Raw genomic sequence first — 24,948 nt, 5'->3', positions numbered from 1 at the left:
TGCCCTGGGCGGTCTGGCCCGACGCGGGGGTGCCGGCGGAGGTGACGTGGTTGCCGGCCAGGGTGATGTGGTGGGCGCCGCTGACCAGGATGCCTTGCTTGACGGTGTCGGTGATGGTGAAGCCGCGCACGGTGATCCAGCTCAGCGAGGCGATCTGGAAGCCGTAGGTGCCCCCCCGCACGGTCGCCCCGGGGTCGCCCTGGAAGACGACCGGGCTGCCCGACTGGCCCGCCTGGGAGGGCTTGACCAGCTCGTTGTAGGTGCCGGCCGCGACCCGCACGGTGTCGCCCGCCCCGGCGACGGGGACTGCGCCGCTGATCTTGCAGTACGGCGCGGCCTGGGTGCCCGACCCCGGGCAGGCGGCCGACGCGTTCACGTACACGGTGCTGCCGGCCGCCGTGGCCGGCAGGTCCAACAGGCCGGCGGCGAGCAGGGCCAAGCCGGCCACGGTCGCGGCGGCCAGCCGAGCCGGCCAGCGGTGGCGGCGCTCCTCCAGGATGCCGGGCAGGCGGCCGGATCCGGCGTGCGTGCGCATTGCGTTCCCCCCCTCCGACCGGGCCGCTCGGCCTGGTCGGTCGGTCCTTGCCTCGGACTCGGTCCTTGCCTCGGACACGGTGTTCGGTCTTGCCTCGGACACGGTGTTCGGTCTTGGACGCGGCGGCACGCCGATTGCCCGGGTGCAAAACGCGTCCGGGCGCGGAGCCTTGCGTTGCCGTCCGAATCACACCTGATATCACGCGATTCCTGTCGCTACGGTCAGTACGGTAGTTCCTGTAAATCCGGTCGTCCACCTGTAAATACCGTAGGCGAACTCAGGCATAGGCCGGACGAGATTCGCATAGTGCTTCCGCATAATCACCACCTTGTTACGTTACGCGTCAGGGACCACTCAGGGAACCACTTAAGTCTTGGGACCACTCAGGGAACCACTTAAGGTGGAGGCGTATGGCCGGTCGAAAGGGAAGACGCGGCGGGGTCGGGGTCGCCGTCGTGACGGCATTGTTGCTCGGGTTGCTCTGGGCGGTGGGCCCGGTCCGCGCGGCAACGACCTACCAGGTCAACCCGGGTGCGGGCTGTAGCCCGACCGGCGCCGGTGGCGCGCCGTTCTGCACGGTCGGCCAGGCGGCCGCGGCCGCCAAGGCGGGCGACACGGTCGTGGTCGCCGCCGGCACCTACCGGGAGGGCGTCGAGCTGCCGGCCAGCGGCGCCCCAGGGGCGCCGATCACGTTCAAGACCACGGCCGGGGCCCGCATCCTCGGCTCTGCCGACCTCTCGGCCGCCGCTTGGGCGCTGGTGGCCGGGACCACCTCGACGTACTGGGTCGCCTACCCGGTCGCGCCCCGCAAGGTCACGGTGGACGGCACGCCGCTGCGCGCGGCCGCGAGCGCCACGCTGGCCGCGGGCGAGTTCTTCTACGACGGGTCGCCCATGGCCAAGAGGTTGTTCGTGCGGACCGCCGACGACAGCGCGCCCACCGCCCACCACGTCGAGGCCGGCCGCTTCGGCTACGCCTTCCGCGGCGTGGGCCGCTCCCACCTGGTGGTCGACGGCTTCACCATGGAGGACCAGAACAACAGCGGGGTCCTGTTCACCGGCGGCGGCTCCAACCTGGCCGTGCGCAACGTGACCGTGAAGGGCTCGGGCGTGCAGGGCCTGTTCCTGGACGGGGTCACCGCCTCGTCGATCACCGCCTCGGAGGTGAGCGGCTCGGGCAGCCAGGGCGTGCTGCTGCGCGGCGGCACGGGGCTCAACGTGGACCGGGTCAAGTCCCACCACAACCGGTTCCACGGCATCGGGATCCAGGGCAGCACCTCCTCGACCATCCAGCGCTGCATCGCCTGGGCCAACGAGAGGCCCTTGGTGCGCTCGGCGACCGGCATCAGCGTCGACGGCGACCTGCGACCGGTCGTGGGCAGCACCGCCTCGGGCAACGTCGTCCGCCAGAACATCACCCACAGCAACCAGGACACCGGCATCGCGATGCACGCCGGCTCGACTGCGTCGTTCGTCGCTGACAACCTGAGCTACGGCAACGGCGACCACGGCTTCGACGCGCTCAAGAGCACCAACAACCGCCTGCTCGGCAACACCGCGGCACGCAACTTCAAGGACGGCTTCAGCATCGAGGGCGCCTCGACCGGTACCGAGCTGGCCGGTAGCATCGGGGTCGACAACGGGCTCACGGTCGCGCCCACGGAGTTCGACCTGTTCGTCGACCCGAGTTCGACCGCCGGGTTCAAGTCGGACTCGAACCTGTTCTGGAACTCCGCCGCCGTCGCCCCGATCAAGTACAACGGCACCGTCCACGCCACCCTGGCCGCCTACAAGACGGCGAGCGGCAAGGACGCCCACTCGCTCTCGGCCGACCCGCGCTTCGTCAACCCGGGCGCCGGCGACTACCAGCTCGCGGCCGGCTCGCCGGCGGTCGACTCGGGCACCAGCGCGCCCGCCGGCTACCCGGCCGTCGACCTCAACGGCGCGCCGCGGCGCGACAACGCGCTCACCGCCAACACCGGCCAGGGGCCCATCCCCTTCTACGACATGGGCGCCTACGAGCGGCAGGCCGACGCGGTCGTCAAGGCGCCGAGCAGGCTGACGATGACCATGCCGCGCAACCCCATCACCGCCGGCCAGACCCTGGTGGTCAACGGGGCCCTGGCCAACGCCACCACCGGGGCTCCGGCGGCCGGGGTGACGCTGGAGCTGTGGGGGCACTCGTACGGCAAGCCGGACTACAGGCTGCGCTACGCCACCACCGACGCGGCCGGCCGGGTGAGCTTCAGCCTGCTCCCGCCGGTCAACTTCCGGCTCTTCCTCCGCCACCCGGGCAGCGCCACGCTGCTGCCCGGCAACAGCCCGAGCGCGGTCGGGTTCGTGCGCGCGGCGGTCAGCGCGCGGCTGTCCACGAGCCGGATGCCGGTCGGCCAGACCGCCGTGCTGAGCGGCGGGGTCCGCCCGAACCACGCCGGCCAGCTCGCCTACCTCCAGCGCTACCTCGGCGGGACCTGGAGGACGGTGGCCACGACCAGGTTGTCCGCGACCAGTGCCTACGCGTTCCGCATCAGGCCGGGCGTACGCACCACCCTGGTGCTGCGCGTCTACAAGCCGGCCGACACGGCCAACGCGAGCGGTCTGAGCGGGGTGCTGCGGCTCACCACCGTCTGATCCCGCCGCCCGCGCCGGCAGGCCCCGGCCAACCTGGCCGGGGCCTGCCGCGTGCCTGGCCGGGTGCTGTGACCTCGCCTGTCGCCCAGGGCGGGAGGCCACGGAGAGGCACCGATGGCCGGCACGTGGGGCGGGTGGAGGGGGCCCGCTGTCCGCTCGTGCGCGGTCATTCGGTTGCTGTAGTCGATATCCCCCCGCCGCCTGATCCCCTTACGTGCTTGTTCGGCCACCCTAGGCGGTGCCGTTGATGAACGGCGCGTGAAGCAGCAGGGAACAACCGTGCCTGGGGGGCTGAATGGATCGACACCGCAAAGCAGTGCGGAAGGGTGCGTCGGCGCCCGACCGGAGGGAGGCGGTCAGGTGACGGCGCTGCCCGACCTCTCCGTCGAGACCGACCGGGTCCCGTTCGCCAGGACCGAGATCGGGCCCGACGCGGTGACCGCCGCGGCCCGCGTGCTCGCCTCCGGCTGGGTCACCGCGGGGCCCGAGGTGGTCGACTTCGAGCGCGAGCTCGCCGCCTACCTCGGCCTGCGCGCCGACCAGGCCTTGGCCGTCTCCTCGTGCACGGCAGCCATCGAGCTGGCCCTGCGCGGGCTCGCCCTGCCGCCGGGGTCCAAGGTGCTCACCCCGACCATCACCTTCTGCGGGGCGGTCCACGCGATCGTCAACGCGGGCCTCGAGCCCGTCCTGGTCGACTGCGACCCGGAGACGCTCGCGCCCGACGCGGCCACCACGGCCGCGGCGGCCGGCGAGCGCGGCGGCGCCGACGCCATGGTCGTCCTGCACTTCGCGGGCTACCCGTCCCCGGTCGGGGAGCTGGCCGCCGCGGCCGGGCTGCCGCTGTCCAGGGTCGTGGAGGACGCCGCGCACGCGATCGGCACCTGGGTGGGGGAGCGGCCGGTCGGCACGATCTCGGCGGCGACCTGCTTCAGCTTCTACGCCACCAAGAACCTGCCCATCGGCGAGGGCGGCATGGTCACCACCACCGACCCCGACCTGGCCGACTTCGTCAAGCGGGCCCGCCTGCACGGCATGAGCCGCGACGCCTGGAAGCGCTACCTGCCGGGCAACGGCTGGCGCTACGCGGTCGAGACCGAGGGCCTCAAGGCCAACATGACCGACGTGCAGGCCGCCATCGGGCGGGCCCAGCTGCGCCGCTTCGACGGCTGGCAGGCGCGCCGGGAGGAGCTGGCCCGCCGCTACGAGGCGAACCTGGCCGGCATCGGCGGCATCCGCCCGGCGCCAAGGCCGGCGGCCGGCCGGCACGCCTGGCACCTGTACGTCATCCAGGTCGAGCCCGAGTTCGGCATGGCCCGCGACGCGTTCGTCGAGCGGCTGGCCGAGCGGGGCGTCGACTGCTCGGTCCACTTCATCCCGCTGCACCACCAGCCGTACTTCCGCAAGCTGCTCGGCGACCGGGCCGGCCGCTTCCCGGCCGCCGACGCCGCCTTCGAGCGGATCGTGTCCCTGCCCTTCTACCCCAGCCTGCGCGACGACCAAGTCGACCGGGTGTGTGAGGCGATCGCCGACCTCCGCCTCGCCACCCCCACCGCACCCGCGAGGACGGCGCTGTGACCCACGCGATCAACGAGCCAATCTACGACGCCACCCCACGACCCGCCGACGGCCTGCGCTGCCTCATCGTCGGGGCCGGCGAGGCCGGGCAGACGATCGCCCGCGACCTCGGCCGCACCCCGTCGTTCGGCCTGGTGCCGGTCGGGTTCCTCGACGACGACCCGGCCAAGCGCGATGCCACCTTCTCGGGGCTGCCCGTGGTGGGCGGCACCGACGAGTTCGTCCACGCCGGCGAGGAGCTGGCCGTCGACGTGGTCGTGGTGGCCATCCCGTCGCTGCCGGCGCGCGAGATCCGGCGCCTGGGCGCCGAGGCCGCGGCCGTGGGTGCGAGCGTGCGCTACCTGCCCTCGTTCGTGGCCGCGATCGAGCGCGACGCCCGCATCTCCGACCTGCGCCGCCTGCGGGTGGACCGGCTGCTCGGCCGGGACGAGATGCGGGTGGTGCGGACCGCGTCCCGCGCGGTCGTGGCCGGCAAGCGGGTGCTGGTCACCGGCGCGGGCGGCTCCATCGGCAGCGAGCTGTGCCGCCAGATCCGCGCCTTCGGCCCGGCCGCGCTGTACCTGCTCGACCACGACGAGTCCAACCTGCACCGGCTCCAGCTGCAGATCTCCGGCGAGGCGCTGCTCGACTCCGACGAGCTGATCATCGCCGACATCCGCGACCGGAACCGGATCTTCCAGCTCTTCCGCGACCTGCGCCCCGAGGTGGTCTTCCACGCCGCCGCCCACAAGCACCTGCCCCTGCTCGAACGCCACCCCTGCGAGGGCGTGAAGTCCAACGTGCTCGGCACCATGCACCTGGCCGAGGCGGCCGTCGCGACCAGGGTGGAGCGCTTCATCCTGATCTCGACCGACAAGGCGGCCGACCCGACCTCGGTGCTCGGCGCCACCAAGCGCCTGGCCGAGCTGGTGGTCGGCTCCCAGGCCGGCGGGCCCACCCGGTTCGCCTCGGTCCGCTTCGGCAACGTGCTCGGCAGCCGCGGCTCGTTCCTCACCGTGCTCGCCGAGCAGGTCGAGAACGGCGAGCCGATCACGGTCACCCACCCCGAGGTCACCCGCTTCTTCATGACCGTGGAGGAGGCCGTCGGCCTGGTCATCGAGGCGGGCGGCATGGCCGAGTCGGGGGAGATCTTCGTGCTCGACATGGGCAAGCCGGTCCGCATCGTCGACCTGGTGCGCAACTACGCCGCCCAGCTCAACCTCGACGAGTCCGACTTCACCATCCGCTACACCGGGCTCCGGCCCGGGGAGAAGCTCCACGAGGCGCTGTTCAGCGTGAACGAGGAGCGCACGCCGACCACCCATCCCAAGGTGTGGGCCACCTCGACCGACCAGCACACCGGCGAGAGCTTCTGGCGCCTGCTCGAGGAGCTGCTCGCGGTCACCGCCACCAACCAGCCCGACCAGGTCCGGCTCTACCTTTCCAAGCTGATCCCCGAGTTCGCCCCGGCCCAGGGCGACGACCTGGTCGACGCGCTGGCCGCCCCGTACCCGGACGGCTTCTGATGGCGGTCACGCTCCTGACGGCCAACGAGCGCCTGACCGTGGTCCGGGCGCCGCGCTGGCTCCACCCGGTCATCGCCGAGGGCGCCGACGGCGCGCCAGCCGACCACGTGCCAGCCGCCGACCCGTCTGAAGCACGCCAGGCTCCGCCCACCGGCCCGGGCGGCGATGGCGCGGCAACCGGTGTCGCCGGGTCCGGCCTGGTCGGGGATGGCGCGGCAGCCGATGTCGCCGGGTCCGGCGCGGCGGGGCCCGGGCCCGGCGCGGCGGGGCCCGGGCCCGGCGCGGCGGGGGCCGGGGGCGGCGCCGGGACGCTCACCGTCGCCGTCGAGGACGGGCGGGAGGCGTTCGGCACCCGGGGCTGGGCGGTGCTCACCCGGGGCGCGTTCGCCCGCGACGGGGAGCTGCTCGCCACCGACATCTGTGGGTCAGGCTTCGACCTGCACCTTCGGGCGAGCCCGGAGGAGGCGGCGTTCACCCTGCGCTGGCGGCCGTCGCCCCGCGCACTCCTGCTCCACCAGGCCCTGCGCTCGCGCTTCCACCTGCTCGCCCGCGCGGTGCTCCTGCAGTACCCGGCCCTGTGGTGGGCGGGCGTGCACGGGCGGGCGCCGCTGCACGCGCCGGCCTGCACCGCCGGCCCGGCAACGCCGCTCCTGGCCGGGCCGGGCGGGGTGGGCAAGACCACCCTGCTCGGCCGCGAGCTGGCCAACGGCGGGGTGGCCACCTCCGACAACCTCTCGGTGTCGGACGGGGTCACGGTCTGGGGGCTGGTGGAGCCCATGCGCGCCGACGGCCTGGGAGGTCGGCGCATGCCGCACGGCCGGGGCGAGGGGCCCATGCCCAACCGGGTCCCCGAGCTGCGGCCAGACCGCGTCGTGGTCCTGCGCCGCGGCCAGGGCGACGCCCCGGCCGTGCGCCCCTGCACCCCGGAGGCGGCCGCCCGCGCGCTCGTCGCCGGCACCTACATCGCCGGCGAGCTGCGCCGCTACTGGTCCTACGCGGCCCTGCTGGCCGCGGCCACCGGGCTCGGACCGGCCCACCCGCCGGTCGAGCGGGTGGCGGCCGGCCTGGCCGGCCGCCTGCCCTGCGTCGAGGTCGTCCTGGCCCGCACGCCCGGCGCGAGCCTGGCCGAGCTGCTGGACAGCGCGCCCGCGCGCGTCTGACCCGCCCCGGCGCGCCCGTCCCGCGAACGTCGACGACAAGGAGCAGTCAGTTGAGCGCCTGGCCCATCCCGACGGAGCCCGTGGTCGCCCCGGCCGCGCTGCCTCCGCAGCCCGCGCCGGCCAAGGTGAAGGTCCTGCACGTCATCACCCGGTTCTGGGCCGGGGCGGGCGGCAACACCCTGCTGTCGGCCACCGGCATGGATCCCGACCGCTACGAGGTCTGGGTGGCCGGCTGCCCCGGCGGTCCGCTCTGGGCCCGGGCCGAGGCGGCCGGCGTGCGTACCGTGCAGGTGCGCCGCTTCTCCGAGACCCTCTCCCCGGTCGACGACCTCTACGTCCTGGCCCAGCTCGTCCGGCTGATCCGGGCCGAGCGCTTCACCGTGGTCCACACCCACTCGGCCAAGGGCGGGTTCCTGGGGCGGCTCGCGGCCTGGCTCTGCCGGGTCCCGGTGATCGTCCACACCTTCCACGGCTTCAGCTTCCACGACTTCATGAGCCCGCTGCGGCGGCGCGCCTACCTGGCGCTCGAGCGCATGGTGCGGCCCATGACCGACGGGTTCCTAGCGGTGTCGCCCAGGGTCGCCCGCGAGGCGGTGGAGACGCGGCTGGCCGGTCCGGCCCGGGTCGGCGTGGCGCCGTCAGCGGTCGAGCTGGACCAGATCCCGTCCCGACCCGACCCGGTTGTGCGGGCCGAGCTCGGCATCCCGGCGTCCGTGCCGGTCGTCGGCACGGTCGGCCGCATCGACCAGCAGAAGTCCCCCCTGGACTTCGTGCGCATGGCCGCCGCGGTGGCCCGCCGGCACCCGGACGCCCGCTTCGTCATGGTGGGCGCTGGACCGCTCGAGGACGCGGTCCGGGCCGAGGCGGCCCGGCTCGGGGTGGAGGTGCTGCTCACCGGCTACCGGTCCGACGCCCCCCGCATCGGCGCGAGCTTCGACGTGTTCGTGATCTCCTCGCTGTACGAGGGGCTGGGGCGGGCGCTCACCGAGGCGCTGGCCTCGGGCCGGCCGGTGGTCGCCACCGCCGTGAACGGGGTGCCCGACCTGGTCGTGCCGGGCGCGACCGGCCTGCTCGCGCCGCCGCGCGACCCGGACGCGCTCGCCGAGAGCGTGGGCTGGCTGCTCGACCACCCCGAGGAGGGGCGCCGCATGGGCGCGCGGGGCCGGGCCGGCGTGCTCGCGGTGTTCGCGCCCGAGCGGATGTGCAACCTGATCGACCAGGCCTACTGCCGCCTGCTCGGCCTGCCCGCCCCGGCGCCCACCGTCGACCTCACCCGGGCCGCCGCGCCCGCCTCCACGGCGGACCTGGACCTCACCGACCCCGAGCCGGCGGTCGAGCTGTCGGCATGATCGACGCGATCAAGGAGTTCCTGGCGGAGCGTTGGGCGACGCTCCGGCCGGGACGGCCGCCCCTGGCCGGCGCGCTGGTGGCCGGGATCGACCGGAGCCCGTCGGCCAAGGTGACGGTGATCTTCTTCGACACCGCGGGCGCGCCCGCGGCCGTGGCCAAGGTGGCCAGGGCCGAGCGGGCCGAGCGCTGCGTGCGGGCCGAGCACGATGCCCTGCGGGCGCTCCGGCCCCCGGGCGAGGTCGACGGCGCGCTCGGCCGGCTCCCCGAGCCGCTCGCCCTCGAGCGGGTGCGTGGCCGGCTCGTGTTCGTGCAGGCGCCCATGGCCGGCGTGCCGATGAGCGCCGCCTACCACACCCCCGGGCACACCGCCGACCCGGCCCGGGTCGAGGCCGACTTCGCGGCCGCCGGGAGCTGGCTGTCCGCCTTCCAGCAGGCGACCCGCGTGGAGCGGGTCGTGCTCGACGCCGAGGGCGTGGTCCGCCACGTGGGCGGCGTGGTCGACCGCTACCGGGCCGAGATCGGCTGGAGCCCGGCCGAGGCGTCGCTGTTCGAGGCGGTCGCCGGCCGGGCCGCCGAGCTCGCCCGGACCACGCCGCTGCCGGTCACCGGCGTGCACGGCGACTTCTGGATGGGCAACCTGTTGGTGGACGGGGGGGAGGTGCTCGGTGTGATCGACTGGGAGCGGGGGCAGGCGGCCGGGCTGCCCTTCGGGGACGTCTACAAGTTCCCCACCTCCTACGGCTTCTACCTCGACCGGGCCTACCCGGGCGCGGCCGGCCGGGTGCCCGGCCACCCGGACCGGCGCGACCACGAGCGGCGCTGGCGGCGCTACGGGGACTGGGCCAACCTGCCCGGGTTCGGCTACACCTGGTTCGGCCGGGGCTGGTTCCCCGAGCTGGTCCGCAGGCACGTCGACCAGGCGCTCGAGCGGCTCGGCGTGCCAGCCGCCGCCAACGCCGTGTTCTTCCCGCTGTTCCTGGCCGACCAGGCCACCGCCCTCGACGACCCGGCGTTCCGGGCAGGCTACCGGTCCCTGCTCCTCGCGTTCCTGACTGAGAGGTCCTCGACATGGCTCTGGCAAGCATCGGCAGCTTGAGGCGGGCCGCCCCCGCCTTGCTGGTCGTCGCCGGGCTGCTGCTCGGCGCCTGCACGTCCGGCCGGAACGGCCCCGGCACGTCCCCGACGCCCAAGCCGGTCGCCCAGGTGACCAAGTACCAGGCCGCGGTCGACGCCGCGGCAGCTCGCGACCTGCAGGTCTGGCTCGAAGGCGACCTGGCCAAGCGCTGGCTCGAAGGGCGGGCCCGCTTCGACGAGGGCGTCGCCCGCCTGGCCGACCTGGCCGCCCGCCCTGGGGTGCTCGGCATCAAGATCGCCGACGAGCTCGCCTACGACGACGGGTTCGGCAACGACCCGGCCCGGGTCCGCGCCTTCCTGGCCGACTCGGCGGCCGCGCTCGGCAAGGCCGCGCCCGGCAAGAAGCTGCTCGTCGACATCCTGGTGCCAGAGCTCGGCTGTGCCCCGGGCGCGAGCGGGGCCAAGGCCAAGCTGGCCGGCGCGGTCTGCCGGGCCAAGGCCAGGAGCAAGTACCCCGCGCTCACCGTCGAGCAGGTCGACGGCTACCTCGCCTCCGGCCACCTCGACGTGGTGAACCTGTCCACCGGCCTGCTCAGCGAGTCCACCTACCGTGACTGGGGCATCGACCGCGACAAGGCCCAGCGCCTCGCCTGGGCCGAGGCCAAGCGCCGCGGCTGGCCGTCCAGGGTGCGGCTGCAGTACCGCAAGGCGCTCGCGTTCCCCGGCCGCTACCCGGGGGGGCCGGCCACGGCAGAAAGCGACCTGCGCACCTTCGTCGACCTGCCCAGGAGCGAGGGCGCCCCGGCGGTCGACATCTGGACCTGGCGCCAGAAGTACAAGGGGGAGATCGTGCGGCTGATGGACCCGGGCAACCAGGACAACTCTCTGTGGCAGGGCCTGCGCAAGCGCAAGGCCGGCGGGGCCGCGCTGTTCACCCACTTCACGCCCAGCTCGACCGAGCAGGGCATGGACACCGACCTGGACGAGCTGGCCGAGGTGTTCGCCGGGGTCTACACCGCCGCCGGCATCGGCTGACCAGTGGCTTCCCTCCAAGCCGGAGCGCCACCAGCGTCACGCGGGCGCCGTAGGCGAACTCATTCGCTTGTCCGATCTGCGGGCCATCGTCCTTACGTAGCGTGAACGAGAACCGATGATCAGGTGACGGGGCCGCGTCCGGCCCCGGTCCGGTCCCAAACGATCACCCGGGAGCGGCCGACTGGGCCGGCTCCCGCCGCGTCACGGAGGCAGTAGCTTGCAACCACGGGTTCTGACGGGCGAGACGACCCCAGTCGGCCGCGCCAGGTCGCCGCGCGTGTTCGAGAGCGAGTCGGCTCCGGCCGACCCCGCCGTGCTCGACCAGCTCGCCCAGGGCGTGGCAGGCGCCGACCTCGCCGCCCCGCCGGTGGTGCTGCCCGACTTCCACCACAAGCACGACATGGAGATGCCCTCGAGCATCGCCGTGGCCACCCAGGGCACGATCAGGTCGACCCTCACCAGCGCCTCGGTCAACTGCGGGATGGCGCTGATCGCGCTCGACATGGACCGTCCCGGCCGGGCCGCCGTCGAGGACTTCTACCGCGGCGTGCGTGAGCGCTACCCGTACCCGACCACCAGGCGCCGCGACCTGACCCCGGCCGAGGTGCTGCTCGCCGCCACCGACGGAGCCCGCTTCGCCGTCGACCGCTGGGGGATCGACCAGGCGAGCCTGCACCGCATCGAGGAGGAGGGGCGTGTCGTCCTCGAGCCCTACGGCGGCGACGCGCGGGTCGCGCGCGAGCTGCCCTGGCTGTCGGTGCAGCTGTCGCGCCAGCGCTTCGGCACCGTCGGCCCGAGCAACCACTTCGTGGAGCTGCAGCAGGTCGAGGAGGTGTTCGACCCGGCAGCGGCGGAGCTGCTCGGCGTCCGCGCCGACCAGCTCACCCTCCAGTACCACGGCGGCGGGGGCGTGCTCGCCGGCCAGGTCGGCCGCATGTTCGGCAGGCGCAAGAAGATCTCCCGCAAGGTCAAGGCCCAGATGCGGCTCCAGAAGCCGCTGTACCACCTGGCCACCGCCCGGTCGCTGGCCGAGCTCCGGCTCCGCCTGGCCCTGTACTTCTCCGACGGCTGCCCGCCGGTCGAGCGCGCCAGCGCCGAGGGTGCGCGCCTGCTGCTGGCCAACGCGGCGGCCATGAACTACGGGTTCGCCTTCCGCATGGCCACCTACGCGAGCCTGTGCGCGCTGGCCGAGCGGTCGTTCGGTGCCCGCGGCCACCAGCTCGTGGTCGACTCCCCGCACAACTCCATCTACGAGGAGGAGGTCGACGGCAGGCTCGCCGTGGTCCACCGGCACAACTCCTGCCGGGCCTGGCCGGCGGCCAGGATGGCCGGCAGCCCGGTGTTCGGGCAGACCGGCCAGGCCGTCCTGCTCCCGGGTACCAACCGCACCTCCTCCTACCTGTGCGTGGCCGGCAACCGGGCCGAGGCGAGCCTGTACTCGGCCTGCCACGGCGCCGGCACCGTCATCGCCGACTTCGCCGCCCGGGGCATCTCCCAGCCCGACCCCGAGGGCCGCTCGACCCTCAGGTTCAACTACCGGGGGACCGCTCCCGCCGAGGTCGCCCACCTCGACGACAAGGGCGTCGACGAGGCGCTCGGCATCCTCGTCCGCCACGGCCTCGTCCGGCCGGTCGCCCGCATGCGGCCGTTCGCGGTGCTGAATTGACCCGGTACGCGCCTGCCCGCCCCGGGGCGTCCGGGTCCGGGCGCCCGGAGGGGCCCACGAGCCAGGCGCCGGGAGGAGGGGGAGGCGGCCGCGGTCTGGTTGCGCGCAACTCCGGCTGGCAGCTCGTCACCTTCGCGGCCCGGGCGGTGAGCGGGCTGGCCGCGGTGGTCCTGGTCGCCAGGCACGGCGGCCCGGCCCAGCTCGGCGTGTTCCAGTTCGCCCTCACCCTGTCGACGATGTTCAGCTTCGCGGTCGGCCTCGGCCTGTTCAACCTGCTCACCAGGGAGGTCGCCCGGGAGCCGGGCAGCTCCCGGGCGTGGGTCGAGGCCGGCGTGCTCGTCGCCCTGGTCGCCGGTGGCGTCGTCACCGCCCTGCTGGCCGCGGGCGTCCGGTTCGCCGGGCAGAGCCCGGACGTGGTCGAGGCCGTGACCCTGGCCGGGATCGCGCTGGCGTTCGACACGGCCGGGCGCATCACCTTCGCCGCGTTCGCGGGCTGGGAGCGGATGAGGCTCGAGAGTGCCGCCACCGTGGCGCAAGAGGTCGCCTTCCTGGCCGGCATCCCGCTCGCGCTGGACGCCGGCCTCGGCGTGCGCGGCGTGCTGCTCGCCTACGTGGGCAGCCGCGCGCTCGGCGCGCTCGCGGGCTGGACGATGGCCTGCCGCGAGCTGCGCGTGCTCATGGTCCCTCGCCCGCATCTGGCCTTCCTGCGCCCCACGCTGCGCCGCACGGTCCCGTTCGCCCTTGACGACGCCATGTCGCTCACCTACATCCGGGTCGACGCGGTGCTGCTCGGCTTCGTCAAGGGCCCCACCGCGGTCGGGCTGTACCAGGCGGCCACCAACCTCGTCCTGTACCTCAACGTGCTCGCCCGGGTGCTGAACACCGCCCTGTACCCGCGCATGAGCCGGGCCTGGCCCGACCCCAGGCAGCTCGGGCGCTACCGGGACGTGTCGCTGCGGCTGCTGGCCGTGGTCGGCGTGCCCATCATGGTCGGGTCGCTGCTGCTGGCTCCCGCGATCTTCCGGTTCGTGTACGGCAGCAAGTTCGACAAGGCGGTCCTCGCCTACCAGGTGCTCGTCCTGGTCATCCCCGTCCGCATGCTCGGCCACACGCTGGGCACCGCGCTCACCGCCGCCGACGGCCAGACCAGGCGGACGGTCGCGGTCGCCAGTGCGGCAGTGCTCAACCTGGGGTTGAACGCCTGGTTCATCCCCCGCTGGTCGTACCTGGGCGCCGCGCTCACCACCGCGATCACCGAGGCCGGGCTGTTCGCCGCCTACGCGGTCATGCTCCGGCGGCTGGCCGGACCCTCGGCCCTGGCCTCCAGCCTCGCCGTGCCCGCGTTCGCGTCGCTGCCCATGGCCGGTCTGCTGCTCGCCCTCAGGGACGGCCCGGTGCTCCCCGTCGTCGCAGCCGGCGCGCTCGCCTACGCCGCCGCCATCCTCGCAGTGGCGCTCGCCGCCGCCCCCCGGGAGGCCCGCTGGCGGCCCCGCGCGGCCCTGACCGCCCTGGTCTCGACGCCGGCCCGGAGGTGACGTTCGTGCCCGAGCTGCGACCCGTCACACCCCCGGTCCCGCCGACGCCCGCAGCGGAGGCGGAGGTGGACGCGCGGCTGTTGAACTGGCGCCTGGTGGTGCCCAGCGAGCCCGACGGGCTGCTGCTGCTGGCCGTCGCCGCCGAGTCCCTGCCCGGCGCGGTCTGCCCGGCCAGGGACGCCGCCGGGCTGGCCGCCGCCCTCGACGGGCGGCGCTACCCGGCCGTGGTCGTCGGCGACCTCGGCGCCTGGGGGCGGGTGGACGGCGCCGGGGGTGCGGCCGCCCTGCTCGGCCGGGCCGCCGCCGCCGTGGCGCCCGGCGGCTGGCTGTACGCGGGCTTCGCCAACCGCCTCTACCCGGCCGGCCTGCGGGACCGTGGCGCCCTCCGGGCCGGCGCCGCGTGGCGCGCGCTCGCCGCCGCGGGCATGGAGCCGGCCGCCGCCTACCTGGCCTTCCCCGACCAGCGCTGCCCGGCCTACCTGGTCGGGACCGCCGGCAGCGTCGAGCTCGAGTACTTCCTGCGGACCCTGTTCTTCCCCCACGTCACCGGCAGCTCGGCCCTGAAGGCGCGGGTGAAGCAGCACGCCCTCGCCCTCGGCCGCCTGGCCGCCCTTGCCACCCCGCCCCGCTTCCGGCCCATGTTCGCCCCCGCATACGGGGTGGTCGCCTGCCGCCCCCACGGTCCTCGCGGCTGAGCCTCGATCCACGCGAGGGATTCCCCGCCGCAGCATGCGACGAGGACGGTACCCAGCGGTCAGGTCAGACCCACGTGCCCCGGTGCGAGCGCGGAGGATGCCAGCCGGCACGGCCGTGGCGGCGCCCGAACGCCAACCACAACCACAGCAGCGGCCAAGGGAAGAAGAAGCCGCGCGTGGCGATGGCCAGCACGACCATCGCGACCACCAGCAGCGCGAGCGGCAGGAGCCACCAGGCGACCGGCGGGACGGTGCGACGCGGCGCGGCGGCGGGCGCGCCGGCCTGCCGCGCCCGCCAATCGGGCGGCAGGTCGGCCACCAGCCGCTCGAGCTCGTCGCGGGTGCGGGCGGCGAGCGCGGCGCTGAGCCGCTCGTCGATCTCGGCCAGCGTCAGGTAGCCGGCGACGTGTGCTTCCTTGAGCAGCTCTGTGGTGCGGGATCGCTCGGCGTCACCGACCCGGTAGCTGCCAGCCGGCAGCAGCTCGGCGCTCATGGCGGTAGCCCTCTTTCAGGGTCGGCTCGCGCGGCCACCCTTGCGATCTAGTGTAAGCCTGTAATCGAGTTGGGCAACCGGCCCGCGATGTGTCCGGGGGCACGGCGGCCCCTCCGCGTGCCGCTCCGTGCGGCTGCTCGCCCTCCTCGCCCGTTGCGATGCCGCCGACGATCTCGAGATCCTCGTCGCTCCTGCCTCACGGTCGGATCGGCGAGGGAAGGGGGCGACAAGCTGCTCGACAGCTGCTCCGCCTCACGGTCGGTGCTCGTCGACGAGGACCGGGTCGCCGACGGAGATCCGGCCGTCGCCCAGGATGTCGGCGTTGAGCCCGCCCCGGTGGACGAGCTCCTTGATGATCCCGGGCCGCGTCAGCTGCTGCAGGTGCAGGCACGGCTCGCAGAGCTCGACGCCGACGCACTCGACGTCGCCGACCCGGAAGCGCCTGCCGACCAGCTCGTTCAGCCGCACGCCGCGCACCACCACCTGCCGGCGCGACTGCGCGCCGGTGAGGCCGACGTCTTCCAGCACCTCCGCCTCGACCAGGGTCAGCGCCTGGCCGGGCTTGGCGCCGTCCTCGTGGAAGTGGCGGTCGCCCGCAAGGCCCTTGCCGGCGAGCGCGCTGGCGGCGTCGACCGACGCGATCGCGTAGCTCGGGCCGATGTTGATCGCCTCGACGTTCACAGCGCCACCTCCCTGCCCTCCTCAGAACTCGAAGCACTCCAGCATGTCGCCGACCTCTTCGAGGCCGTCGCGGGGCGGAGCGGGTGGGCCGGTGGGTGCGCCGCCGGCCGCCTCGTAGTTCGGGCCGCCAGGAGTGGAGGCGTCGAACTCGTGGTTGACGGACGCCAGCGTGGGGAGCCCGAACACCGCCTCGAGGAACTTCAGCGTCGACGCGTGGTCGTACACCCTCGGCTCGAGGTGCGACTTCTTGGCGAACGGCGAGATCACCCAGGTCGGGACGCGCATGCCGGCGCCGAAGGCGTCGAAGACCGGTGGCGTGACGTGGTCGAAGTACCCGCCGTGCTCGTCGTAGGTCAGGATGTACGCGGCGCGCTCCCACGCCGACGACTCCCGCAGGGCCGTGACGAGCTCCTGCTGGATGCCCATCCCGATCGACACGTCCGCCGGCGGGTGCTCGTCCCAGCCTCTGGCGTAGCTGGGGATGATGAAGGAGACCTGCGGCAGGCGGTCACGCCTCAGGTCGTTCAGGAACCCGCCCTTGCTGCCGAGCGTCCGCTGGTCGTGCGCGTACCGCTCCCAGAACACGAAGACGTTGTCGGTGTTGCCGTAGGGCACGCTGTCCCATCCGATGTTGTAGACCTTCCACGAGACGCCGGCCGCTTCCAGCAGGTCCAGGATCATCGGATGGTCGAACACGCCGAACCCCCAGACGCCGTTCGTCGTGATACCGCCCGACGTCCCCGCGGCAAGGTAGAAGCGGTTCGGCCACGTGGGGCCGAGGAGCGAACAGAAGTAGTTGACGCAGAGCGTCGAGTCCTCGAACAGGCTGTAGTAGAAGGGGAGCTCCGCGGCCGTGTAGTACCCGAGCGCCCAGATGCCGGCGTTGGTGTAGAAGCCGTCCATCTTGCCGTTGTTCCACTGCTCGTGGACCGCCCCCCACGAGTGCGGCACGTCGGGCGTGGACAGATCCGTGAAGCGGTACGGCGTGACGGTGCCCCCGCTGCCGTCCGGCTGGCTGTACCCGGGGGGCGGACCGTACGAGCCGATCCAGGGCGCGTAGCCGAAGTAGTGGTCGAAGGATCGGTTCTCCTGGCACGCGATGATGACGTGCTCGATCGGCGTGGCCGGCGTCGCGCGGCGGACGAGCCCGGCGGACGCCGGCTTCGTCGCTGAGAGTATCCGACCTCCGAGGGCGGCGGCTCCGAGTCCGGCGGCGCCCTTCAGCAGGCTCCGACGACTGAGCGTTCCGTCCCGGCGCTCGTGAGGGTGGGTCTGGCTCCGGTCCGTCCGTCCGTGATCCGTCATGTCCGAACCTCCGGTACTCGCGATGGGTGGTGGGACGTTGGGCCCTGAGCATCCCCGCCTACCGAGCCAGCGACGACGGCTCCTACCTCGAGGCGGCCTCCCGCTCGGCCTTGGCCTGCTCGACGACCCTGGTGGCGAGGTGGGCGGGCAGCTCCTCGTAGTGGGAGAAGCGGCGCGCGAACGACCCCTTGCCGCGGGTCATGGAGCGCAGGTCGATGGCGTAGCGCACCACCTCGGCCTCGGGCACGGTGGCGCGGACCAGCGTCCGCCCGGTGCCGACCGGGTCGGTGCCGACCACCCGGCCCCGCCGGGAGGACAGGTCGCCGAGGATGTCGCCCACGTACTCGTCGGGGATCAGCACCTCGAGCTCGAGCACCGGCTCGAGCAGGGAGATCTCGCTGTGCGCGGCCGCCTCCTTCAGCGCCAGCGCGCCCGCGATCTGGAAGGCCATGTCCGAGGAGTCGACCGAGTGGAACTTGCCGTCGTAGAGGATGACCCGGATGTCGACCACCGGGTAGCCGGCGGCCAGGCCGTCGTCCATGGCCTTGCGCACCCCCTTCTCGACCGAGGGGATGAACTGGTTGGGGACGGCGCCGCCGTAGATCTTGTCGACGTACTCGAAGCCGCCGCCGCGGGGCAGGGGCTCGACCTCGATGTTGCAGATGGCGTACTGGCCGTGGCCGCCAGACTGCTTGACGTGCCGCCCCAGGGCCTTGACGGGAGCCTTGAACGTCTCCTTGTACGGGAGGCGCAGGGGGACCTGGGCCACCTCGACCCCGAACTTCCGCTTCAGGCGCTCGAGCACGATCTCGATGTGGTTCTCGCCCATGCCCCACAGCACGGTCTGGTGGGTCTCGGCGTTGCGCTCGACCCGCAGGGTCAGGTCCTCGGCCTCGGTCCGGCTGAGGCCGGAGGAGAGCTTGTCCTCGTCGCCCCGGGACCTGGGCGCGATCGCGATGGGGAGCAGCGGGTCGGGCATGGAGGGCGTCGGCAGCACGAACGGGACGTCCTTCTCGGTCAGGGTGTCGCCGGTCGAGGTGTCGGCGAGCTTGGCCACCGCGCCGATGTCGCCGGCCACGACCTGGTCGACCGGCTCCTGGTTCTTGCCCCGGAGCGTCAGCAGGTGGCCGACCCGCTCGTCCCTGCCCTTGGTCGCGTTGAGCACCGTGTGGTCGGGCGTGAACGTGCCCGAGACGACCCGGAACAGGTTCAGCCTCCCGACGTAGGGGTCGGAGATCGTCTTGAACACGTAGGCGGCCAGCGGGCCGGCCGGGTCGGCGGTGCGGGTGGCTGCCTCCCCGCCGTCGGTCCCGGGGACCGTCCCCTCGTAGGCCTGGCGCTCGACGGGGGAGGGGAACGCCTCGGTCATGATCTCGAGCAGCTCGGCGATGCCGATGCCCTTGGTGGCCGCGCCGGCCAGGACCGGGAAGAGGCGGCCGGCGGCCACCGCCTGCTCCAGGTCGGGGATCAGGTCGGTCGGGGCGATCGTCTCGCCGCCGAGGTAGCGTTCCATCAGCTCCTCGTCCTCGGCCTCCTGGATGACCGCCTCGATGAGCTGGGCGCGCAGGTCCTCGGCGGCGTCGGCCAGCGCGTCGGGCACGTCGCCCTCGGTGCGGCGCCCGTCGGCGCCGTGGGTGAACGCCCGCCCCGAGAGCAGCCCGACCAGCCCCGAGAGCTCGTGCTCCTCGCCGATCGGGAGGTACAGGGGCGGGCACCCCTTGCCGAAGGCGGCCTGGATGGCGTCGAGCGTGCGTGAGAACGAGGCGCGGTCGCGGTCGAGCTTGTTGATGAAGAAGGCCCTGGGCAGCCCGAGCTCCTCGGCCATGGTCCAGACCACCTCGGTCTGGGTCTCGACCCCGTCGACCGCGCTGACCACGAACAGGACGGCGTCCACGGCGGGCAGGGCGGCCCGCACCTCACCGACGAAGTCGGCGTAGCCGGGCGCGTCGAGCAGGTTCACCTTGTAGCCGCCGTGCTCGACCGGGGCGAGCGCGAGCGACACCGAGATCTGCTTGCGGGTCTCCTCCGGCTCGAAGTCGGTGGTGGTGGAGCCGTCCTCGACCCGGCCGACCCGGTTGATCGCGCCCGTGGCGTGCAGCAACGCCTCGACCAGAGAGGTCTTGCCGGCTCCACCGTGGCCCACGATCAGAACGTTGCGGACGTGGTCAGTGGGGTAGCTCTTCACGCTTCCGGCCCTCCCTCTCGGGCTGCATCCGAAGGGCGCTGGGGCTCCCTCGGACGGTCATCGGTCCGGGGCCGGAGCTGGCTGGTTCCCCCGGATCCCCGTCCTCGACGATGCTCTCGACGTTCACGACCCGATGCTCTCGACGTTCACGACCCGATGCTCTCGATATTCACGACCCGATGCTCTCGATATTCACGACCCGGCCAGCAGGTGTTCACCGTCATTTCCTGCCGGGAGTGGCGATGCTACCACCGGCCCTGGGCCTTTCAGCAGTGTGATCGAGACGAGATCGCGCCATAATTGAGCGTGGCCGGAGGGCGTGCTAGCCTCGCCCGGTCGTCCGGTCCTCTGCGCCGTTCCGTCCGGGGCGGCACTCCCGTTGACAGGATCTCCGTGCTCTCGTCGAACAAAGCCAGAAACAGCTTCCGCCACGTCACCGAACCCGCTGGCCACGCCCTTGCCAAAGCCGGCGTCACCGCGAACAGCCTGACCGCCATCGGTCTGGCCGGCAGCCTCGGCGCCGGCACCCTGATCGCGATGGGCCAGGACCGTGTCGGTGGGGTGGTGAGCCTCCTCTCCGGCCTCCCCGACATGCTCGACGGTGCGGTGGCCAAGGCGTCCGGGCGGGCCTCGCGGCGCGGCGCCTTCCTCGACTCGGTGGTCGACCGGCTCTCCGACGCGGCCGTGCTCACCGGCATCGTGTGGCTGGCCACCGTGCGCCACATGCCCCGCGTGGCCGTGCTCGCCGCCCTGGTCATGGGCTTGTCGCTGATCGTGTCGTATGTGAAGGCGCGGGCCGAGTCGCTCGGGTACGAGTGCAACGCCGGCATCGCGGAGCGGCCCGAGCGGGTCATCGTGCTCGGCGTCGCCCTGCTCTTCGGCCACGTGCTGGCCGGCCTGTGGGTGCTCGCGGCAGGCACCGTCATCACGGTGGTGCAGCGCGTCCTGCGGGTCTGGCAGCAGCCCGAGCTCGGGCCGGATATCGGTCGGTGACCGGCCGGGACCAGCGGGCAGGCCGCCGCTGGCTGACCGCGTGGGCCGTGTGCCGCCGGCTGCCCGAACCGGTGGCGTACCTGCTCGGGTGGGTCGGTGGCCGGGCCTTCTACGAGACCGACAAGCGCCGCCGCCAGGCGTTGCGGGCCAACCTCCGGCAGGTGCTCGGGCCGGGCGTAGCGGCGAAGACACTGGAGCGGGTGGTCCGCCGCGGGTTCGCCAGCTACGGCCGCTACTGGATCGAGGCGTTCCGGCTCGAGGACCTGAGCCCGGCCGAGGTCGTCCGGCGCATGGACTTCGAGGGGCGGGAGCACCTGGACGCCGCCGTGGCCAGCGGCCGGGGCGTGGTGTTCGCCAGCCCCCACATCGGCAACTGGGACTTCGGGGCGGCCTGGCTGGCCGCCTCCGGCTACCAGACCACCGCGGTGGTCGAGCGGCTCAGCCCTCCTGAGTTGTTCGAGCGGTTCGTCGCCTACCGCCAAGCCCTCGGCATCGAGCTGCTGCCGCTGGACGAGGGCCCCGAGACCCTGCGCGGGGTGCTCCGCACGCTGCGCGCCGGGCGGCTCGCCGCCCTGGTCTGCGACCGTGACCTGACCGGCGGGGGGCTTCCCGTGACGGTCTTCGGGTCTCCGGCCACGATGCCGGGCGGGCCCGCCTCGCTGGCCCTCAGGACGGGCGCCCTGCTCCTGCCCTGCTCGGTCTACCAGGCCAGGCGGCGCGGGCGCTGGCTGGCCGTGTGCCGGCCGCCGATCGAGGCCCGCCCGTCGGGGGACCCGCGGGCCGACGCCCTCGCGCTCACCCAGCGCCTGGCCGGGGAGTTCGAGACCCTGATCGCCCGGGCCCCCGAGCAGTGGCACGTGCTGAGCCCGTACTGGCGCGTGCCCGGCTGGCGGGCGGCCCCTGGCCCGGGGGCCGAGAAGGCCGCCTCGTGAAGGCGGCCTCGTGAAGGTCGGCGTCGTCTGCCCGTACGACTGGACGGTCCCCGGCGGTGTCGGCGCCCATGTCCGCGACCTGGCCGCCGAGCTGCGCCGGCTCGGCCATGCCGTGGACGTGCTCGCCCCGGCCGAGGGGCCCGTGGCCGAGGCGCACTTCGTCGGCCTGGGCGGGTCGGTGCCGGTGCCCTACAACGGCTCGGTTGCCCGCATCGCCTTCGGGCCGCGCACCGTGGCGAAGGTCCGCAGCGCCCTCGGCCAGGGCGGCTACGACCTGCTCCACGTGCACGAGCCGCTCTCCCCGAGCGTCGGGCTCCTGGCCGTGCTGCAGGCCACCGGCGGGCTGCGCGGTGGCGGGGCGACCCAGCTCCCCGTGGTGGGCACCTTCCACGCCAACCTGGACCGCTCGCTCGCCCTGCGGGCTGGCACCCCGCTGCTGCGCCGCACCTACGAGCGGCTGGCCACGCGCATCGCAGTCAGCCCGTCGGCCAGGGACACCTGGCAGCGGTACTTCGGCGGCGCCATGACGGTGGTGCCGAACGGGGTCTCGCCGGAGTTCTTCGGCAAGCACGAGCCCCTGCCCGGCTACCGGGGCGGCGACCCGACCGTGCTGTTCGTGGGCCGCCTCGAGCCCCGCAAGGGCCTGACCTACCTGGTCCGGGCGTTCCTGCGGCTGAAGCCGGCCTTCCCGCGCCTGCGCCTGCTCGTGGTCGGCCGCGACGACAAGCGCCAGCAGGAGAAGGCGATGGCGATGGTGCCGCCCCGGCTCCGGCCCGACCTGGTCTTCGTCGGGTCGGTGCCGCAGGAGGACCTGCCCAGCTACTACGCGTCGGCCGACCTGTTCTGCGCCCCGTCGCTCGGGGGGGAGTCGTTCGGCATCGTGCTCGTCGAGGCGATGGCCATGGGCCTGCCGGTGGTCTGCTCCGACATCGGCGGCTACCGCGACCTGCTCCGCGACAACCGCGAGGGCCTGCTCGTGCCCCCCCGCGACCCGGAGGCGCTGGCCGACGCGCTCGGGGCGCTGCTCGACAACCCGGCCCGGCGGGCCGCGCTCGCCGAGGCCGCCCGCTCCTCCGCCGCCCGCTACGCCTGGCCGGTCGTCGCCGCCGAACTGGCCGCCATCTACGAATCCGTCCGGGGAACCCGAGGGTAGCTACTCGTCTCCAGCGAGCACCACCATCCAGCAGACAACCCCGACATCGGACTCGGTGACCGGATCCAGCAAGGGCGGCGGCTCGACGGGCTGGAGCCCGAAGCCCTCGACGGTCTCGACGATTCGGCGAGCGGCGTCGTCGCGGGAGATCGCGCCGTCGACCACCTGGGTACGGATCGTGGTCAGCGCCTGGCGCACGGTCGAGCTGCGCTCCACCGACAATGCCTGCTCCGCTTCGGCGCCGCCTGGTGGGAGCAGGACCGTCGGGTCGCGCAGGAGGTCCAGGGCGAAGCGCTGGGCCGGTCCGATCCGCTCCTCGTCTGCTCGTGGGTCGGTTCGCGCGTTGTGCTCCTCGATGATGCTCGCTCCGGCGGATCGCCAAGCGGCTTCGAGATCGAGGCCGGGGACTGGGAGTTGCGTTGCGGGAGCCGAGCCCGGATCGATCCGCCGGAGCATGTCCGATTCGGTGCTGAGAACATCTCCGCCGGCCTCGACGTAGCGCCAGTACCGCTGGCCACCTCGTGTGCGGCAGGCGAAGAAGACGCCCGGCGCCCCGGTCGACGGGACACCCGGGCCTTGCCGGAACGCCGCGCCGATGCCCCAGGGAAGTGCGCGCAGGCGGGTGATCTCGCCTTCGGAGATCGCTCGCATCAGCAGCGCCCGGAGGTCCTCGCCCGAGAACGCCCCACCCCCGTCGTCGCCTGCCTCCTCGAGCAACGTCTCGTCGCCGTCCTGCAGGCGCGCCGCATACGCACGAAGCTCGACCTCGACGGTGTCGATGACCTCGCTTTCCATGCCGTAGACGCTCGCCGCCAGGATCTTGCGACGGATGGCCGCCTCGAGCTGGAGGAAGGCCTCCAGCTCACCCGGCTCGGGCAGCATGGTGGTGAGGAACACCTCGTCGTGCGGGCTCTTCAGCCGGATCACGCGGCCATTGCGCTGCACGACGCGCTGCGGGTTCCACGGCATGTCGTAGCTGATGACGGCGGCCGCCTGCTGGAGGTTCTGGCCTTCGGAGAGCACGTCGGTCGAGAGCAGGAGGTCCACCTCACCGTCGGGTGGCCTGTAACCGGGCCGCACTACCGTGTCCGGGCAGAACCGGCCGAGCACGGCCGCTCGCGTGTCGGGATCACTCTGCGCGCCGACCACCACGGCGCGGCTGCGACCGCCGACGAGGGGCGGAAGGTGCTCGTCGAGGTAGGCGACCGTCTCCCCGAAGGTGGCGAACACGGCGATCTTCGCGGCCGGTGACGACTGGAGCAGACGGCGGAGCAGCGCCAGCTTCGGGTCCGAACCGGTGTCGAGCGCGGCCAGACGGTCACGGATCCGGATCAACAGCTCCCGGTCTTGGGTGACCGCATCAAGGTACTCAGGGCGAAAGTCGGTGACGGGACGCGCTTCACGGTCTGCCAGCAGGGTCTCGGCCACCCAGCCGGCGACGCCGGCATCGTCGACCTCCTCGAGAGCTGCTGCGCGAAGAGTCGCGCCCGATAGGACGAGGCCGGACGACCACCCGGCGAGGAACGCGTCATGCGCCGCGATCATGCGCCGTACGGTGGCAAGGCAGGCGGCCCAGCACGACTCGAAGCGCTTCAGGATCCCGGACTGGAGCAAGCCACTCAACGTCGCCTCGGCGCTCGTCTCCTCGGCGCCGATCTCGTACCTGCTCGGTCGGTAGCGGGCCATGGTGAGCGAACCGACCCAGCCGGTGATGTCGGCGAACATGCCAGGGTGGGCGCTGTCGAGGTCGTAGCGCTCGGTGCTGAGGTTCGGATGGGGAAAGCGGACCGGCGTACCGTCCGGGAAGGTGGCGCCGGGGTAGTTCTCCTCGATGAAGTGGCGGTCGCGACGGACGCTGACGCCGTCCGCCAAGGGGAACAGCACGTCGGGGTCGAGGTTCTCGGGGTCCCGCTCGTTGGCGCCGGCCCGGATGAAGAGGTCACGCACCGACGCGATCCCGTCCGCGGCAAAGGCGCGGTCGTGGCGGGCGAACACCATGACCAGGTGGTAGAGATCCCAGAGCCCGTTGTTGATCGGGGTGGCGGTCAGGAGAACCAGGTCCTTGCGCTCGCCCCCGAGGAGCCGTTCCATGGCGCGATGCCAGGTGGTGTCGGGATTGCGGAGCGCGTGCCCCTCGTCCACCACGACCAGCCGGTAGCTGTCTCGTGCGTTATGGAGGTTGCGGCGGGGGTGGCGTGCGTCGGGGGCGAGCTGCTCGTCGGAGGCGAGCTGCTGGTAGCTCACCACCTGGGCGGGGAGGCGGGCCCGGCTGATGCGTTCCTGCCAGTTGCTCACGAGCTGGGCAGGTGCGACCACGAGGGCGTGATGGCCGCGCCTGAGCGCGTACTCCTCGATGAAGGCGAGCCCTACCTCGGTCTTCCCGGTTCCGACGCCGTCGGCGTAGATCACGCCGTGGTGGCGGGCGAGGATGCGCCGGGCCCGCTCG

General features: G+C 73.3%; 19 protein-coding genes. 13 read left to right on the top strand and 6 right to left on the bottom strand.

Translation table 11 applies throughout. The annotated features are described in order from the left end of the window. A partial coding sequence (locus VG276_04425) for a hypothetical protein (GenBank protein HEV8648649.1) occupies window positions 1–535 on the bottom strand: 535 nt, incomplete at its 3' end. Window positions 536–945: 410 nt separating this feature from the next. Here VG276_04425 and VG276_04420 point away from each other — a divergent pair. The 10 genes from VG276_04420 to VG276_04375 all read left to right on the top strand — a co-directional run bounded on the left by VG276_04420 (window position 946) and on the right by VG276_04375 (window position 14,760). Next, window positions 946–3,165 (top strand): right-handed parallel beta-helix repeat-containing protein, encoded by a 2,220-nt coding sequence (locus tag VG276_04420; protein HEV8648648.1) that lies wholly within the window; start codon window positions 946–948, stop codon window positions 3,163–3,165. Window positions 3,166–3,525: 360 nt separating this feature from the next. Then, window positions 3,526–4,740, top strand: coding sequence for a DegT/DnrJ/EryC1/StrS family aminotransferase (locus VG276_04415; GenBank protein ID HEV8648647.1), 1,215 nt, complete (start codon window positions 3,526–3,528; stop codon window positions 4,738–4,740). Beyond that, window positions 4,737–6,245, top strand: coding sequence for a nucleoside-diphosphate sugar epimerase/dehydratase (locus VG276_04410; GenBank protein ID HEV8648646.1), 1,509 nt, complete (start codon window positions 4,737–4,739; stop codon window positions 6,243–6,245). The genes VG276_04415 and VG276_04410 overlap by 4 nt, the downstream gene beginning before the upstream one ends. Continuing rightward, window positions 6,245–7,405, top strand: a complete 1,161-nt coding sequence (locus tag VG276_04405) for a hypothetical protein (GenBank protein ID HEV8648645.1) — start codon at window positions 6,245–6,247, stop codon at window positions 7,403–7,405. The genes VG276_04410 and VG276_04405 overlap by 1 nt, the downstream gene beginning before the upstream one ends. A gap of 50 nt (window positions 7,406–7,455) precedes the next feature. Next, window positions 7,456–8,754: a glycosyltransferase family 4 protein gene (locus tag VG276_04400; protein ID HEV8648644.1), complete on the top strand. Its 1,299-nt coding sequence runs from the start codon at window positions 7,456–7,458 to the stop codon at window positions 8,752–8,754. After that, the gene (locus VG276_04395; GenBank protein HEV8648643.1) at window positions 8,751–9,851 is read left to right on the top strand and encodes an aminoglycoside phosphotransferase family protein; all 1,101 of its coding nucleotides are present in this window, start codon (window positions 8,751–8,753) and stop codon (window positions 9,849–9,851) included. Before VG276_04400 ends, VG276_04395 begins: the two co-directional genes overlap by 4 nt. Further along, entirely contained in the window at window positions 9,824–10,864 is a 1,041-nt protein-coding gene (locus tag VG276_04390; GenBank protein ID HEV8648642.1) for a hypothetical protein, read from the top strand. Before VG276_04395 ends, VG276_04390 begins: the two co-directional genes overlap by 28 nt. Before the next feature lie 277 nt (window positions 10,865–11,141). Then, window positions 11,142–12,530, top strand: coding sequence for an RtcB family protein (locus tag VG276_04385; GenBank protein HEV8648641.1), 1,389 nt, complete (start codon window positions 11,142–11,144; stop codon window positions 12,528–12,530). Next, on the top strand, window positions 12,527–14,065 hold the full coding sequence (locus VG276_04380) for a flippase (GenBank protein HEV8648640.1): 1,539 nt from the start codon (window positions 12,527–12,529) through the stop codon (window positions 14,063–14,065). The genes VG276_04385 and VG276_04380 overlap by 4 nt, the downstream gene beginning before the upstream one ends. A 5-nt stretch (window positions 14,066–14,070) precedes the next feature. After that, window positions 14,071–14,760 (top strand): hypothetical protein, encoded by a 690-nt coding sequence (locus VG276_04375; protein ID HEV8648639.1) that lies wholly within the window; start codon window positions 14,071–14,073, stop codon window positions 14,758–14,760. 64 nt (window positions 14,761–14,824) lie between these two features. Here the strand turns inward: VG276_04375 and VG276_04370 are convergent, their stop codons facing one another. From VG276_04370 to VG276_04355, 4 genes are all read right to left on the bottom strand, one after another. Continuing rightward, window positions 14,825–15,253, bottom strand: coding sequence for a DUF1707 domain-containing protein (locus VG276_04370; GenBank protein HEV8648638.1), 429 nt, complete (start codon window positions 15,251–15,253; stop codon window positions 14,825–14,827). Between the two features lie 252 nt (window positions 15,254–15,505). After that, window positions 15,506–15,934, bottom strand: coding sequence for a hypothetical protein (locus tag VG276_04365; GenBank protein HEV8648637.1), 429 nt, complete (start codon window positions 15,932–15,934; stop codon window positions 15,506–15,508). A 21-nt stretch (window positions 15,935–15,955) separates the two neighbouring features. Beyond that, a complete protein-coding gene (locus tag VG276_04360; protein HEV8648636.1) occupies window positions 15,956–17,239 on the bottom strand; it encodes an alkaline phosphatase family protein in 1,284 nt (427 codons plus the stop codon). An 82-nt stretch (window positions 17,240–17,321) separates the two neighbouring features. Next, window positions 17,322–19,424, bottom strand: coding sequence for an elongation factor G-like protein EF-G2 (locus VG276_04355; GenBank protein HEV8648635.1), 2,103 nt, complete (start codon window positions 19,422–19,424; stop codon window positions 17,322–17,324). 393 nt (window positions 19,425–19,817) lie between these two features. Between VG276_04355 and VG276_04350 the strand changes: the two genes are divergently transcribed. Genes VG276_04350 through VG276_04340 form a run of 3 tightly spaced genes read left to right on the top strand, consistent with a single transcriptional unit; the run spans window position 19,818 to window position 22,502 of the window. Next, window positions 19,818–20,417: a CDP-alcohol phosphatidyltransferase family protein gene (locus VG276_04350; GenBank protein ID HEV8648634.1), complete on the top strand. Its 600-nt coding sequence runs from the start codon at window positions 19,818–19,820 to the stop codon at window positions 20,415–20,417. Further along, window positions 20,414–21,349 carry a phosphatidylinositol mannoside acyltransferase gene (locus tag VG276_04345; GenBank protein HEV8648633.1) on the top strand — a complete coding sequence of 312 codons (936 nt, stop codon included), beginning with the start codon at window positions 20,414–20,416 and terminating at the stop codon, window positions 21,347–21,349. The genes VG276_04350 and VG276_04345 overlap by 4 nt, the downstream gene beginning before the upstream one ends. Before the next feature lie 10 nt (window positions 21,350–21,359). Beyond that, complete coding sequence (locus VG276_04340) at window positions 21,360–22,502, top strand: glycosyltransferase family 4 protein (GenBank protein ID HEV8648632.1); 1,143 nt, start codon at window positions 21,360–21,362, stop codon at window positions 22,500–22,502. Here VG276_04340 and VG276_04335 read toward each other — a convergent pair. Then, window positions 22,503–24,948, bottom strand: a 2,446-nt coding sequence (locus tag VG276_04335; protein ID HEV8648631.1) for a helicase-related protein, incomplete at its 5' end; no start/stop codon positions are given.

The sequence above is a fragment of the Actinomycetes bacterium genome (genome assembly GCA_036000965.1).
GTDB lineage: Bacteria > Actinomycetota > CALGFH01 > CALGFH01 > CALGFH01 > DASYUT01.
Note: the sequence above shows the minus strand (reverse complement) of the source record. Positions and strands in the feature narration are given on the sequence as shown.

Excerpts from the sequence above, each read along its gene's own strand:
- VG276_04420 (HEV8648648.1), top strand. The coding sequence starts at position 946 with ATGGCCGGTCGAAAGGGAAGACGCGGCGGGGTCGGGGTCGCCGTCGTG.
- VG276_04405 (HEV8648645.1), top strand. The coding sequence starts at position 6,245 with ATGGCGGTCACGCTCCTGACGGCCAACGAGCGCCTGACCGTGGTCCGG.
- VG276_04395 (HEV8648643.1), top strand. The coding sequence starts at position 8,751 with ATGATCGACGCGATCAAGGAGTTCCTGGCGGAGCGTTGGGCGACGCTC.
- VG276_04390 (HEV8648642.1), top strand. The coding sequence starts at position 9,824 with ATGGCTCTGGCAAGCATCGGCAGCTTGAGGCGGGCCGCCCCCGCCTTG.
- VG276_04370 (HEV8648638.1), bottom strand. The coding sequence starts at position 15,253 with ATGAGCGCCGAGCTGCTGCCGGCTGGCAGCTACCGGGTCGGTGACGCC.
- VG276_04360 (HEV8648636.1), bottom strand. The coding sequence starts at position 17,239 with ATGACGGATCACGGACGGACGGACCGGAGCCAGACCCACCCTCACGAG.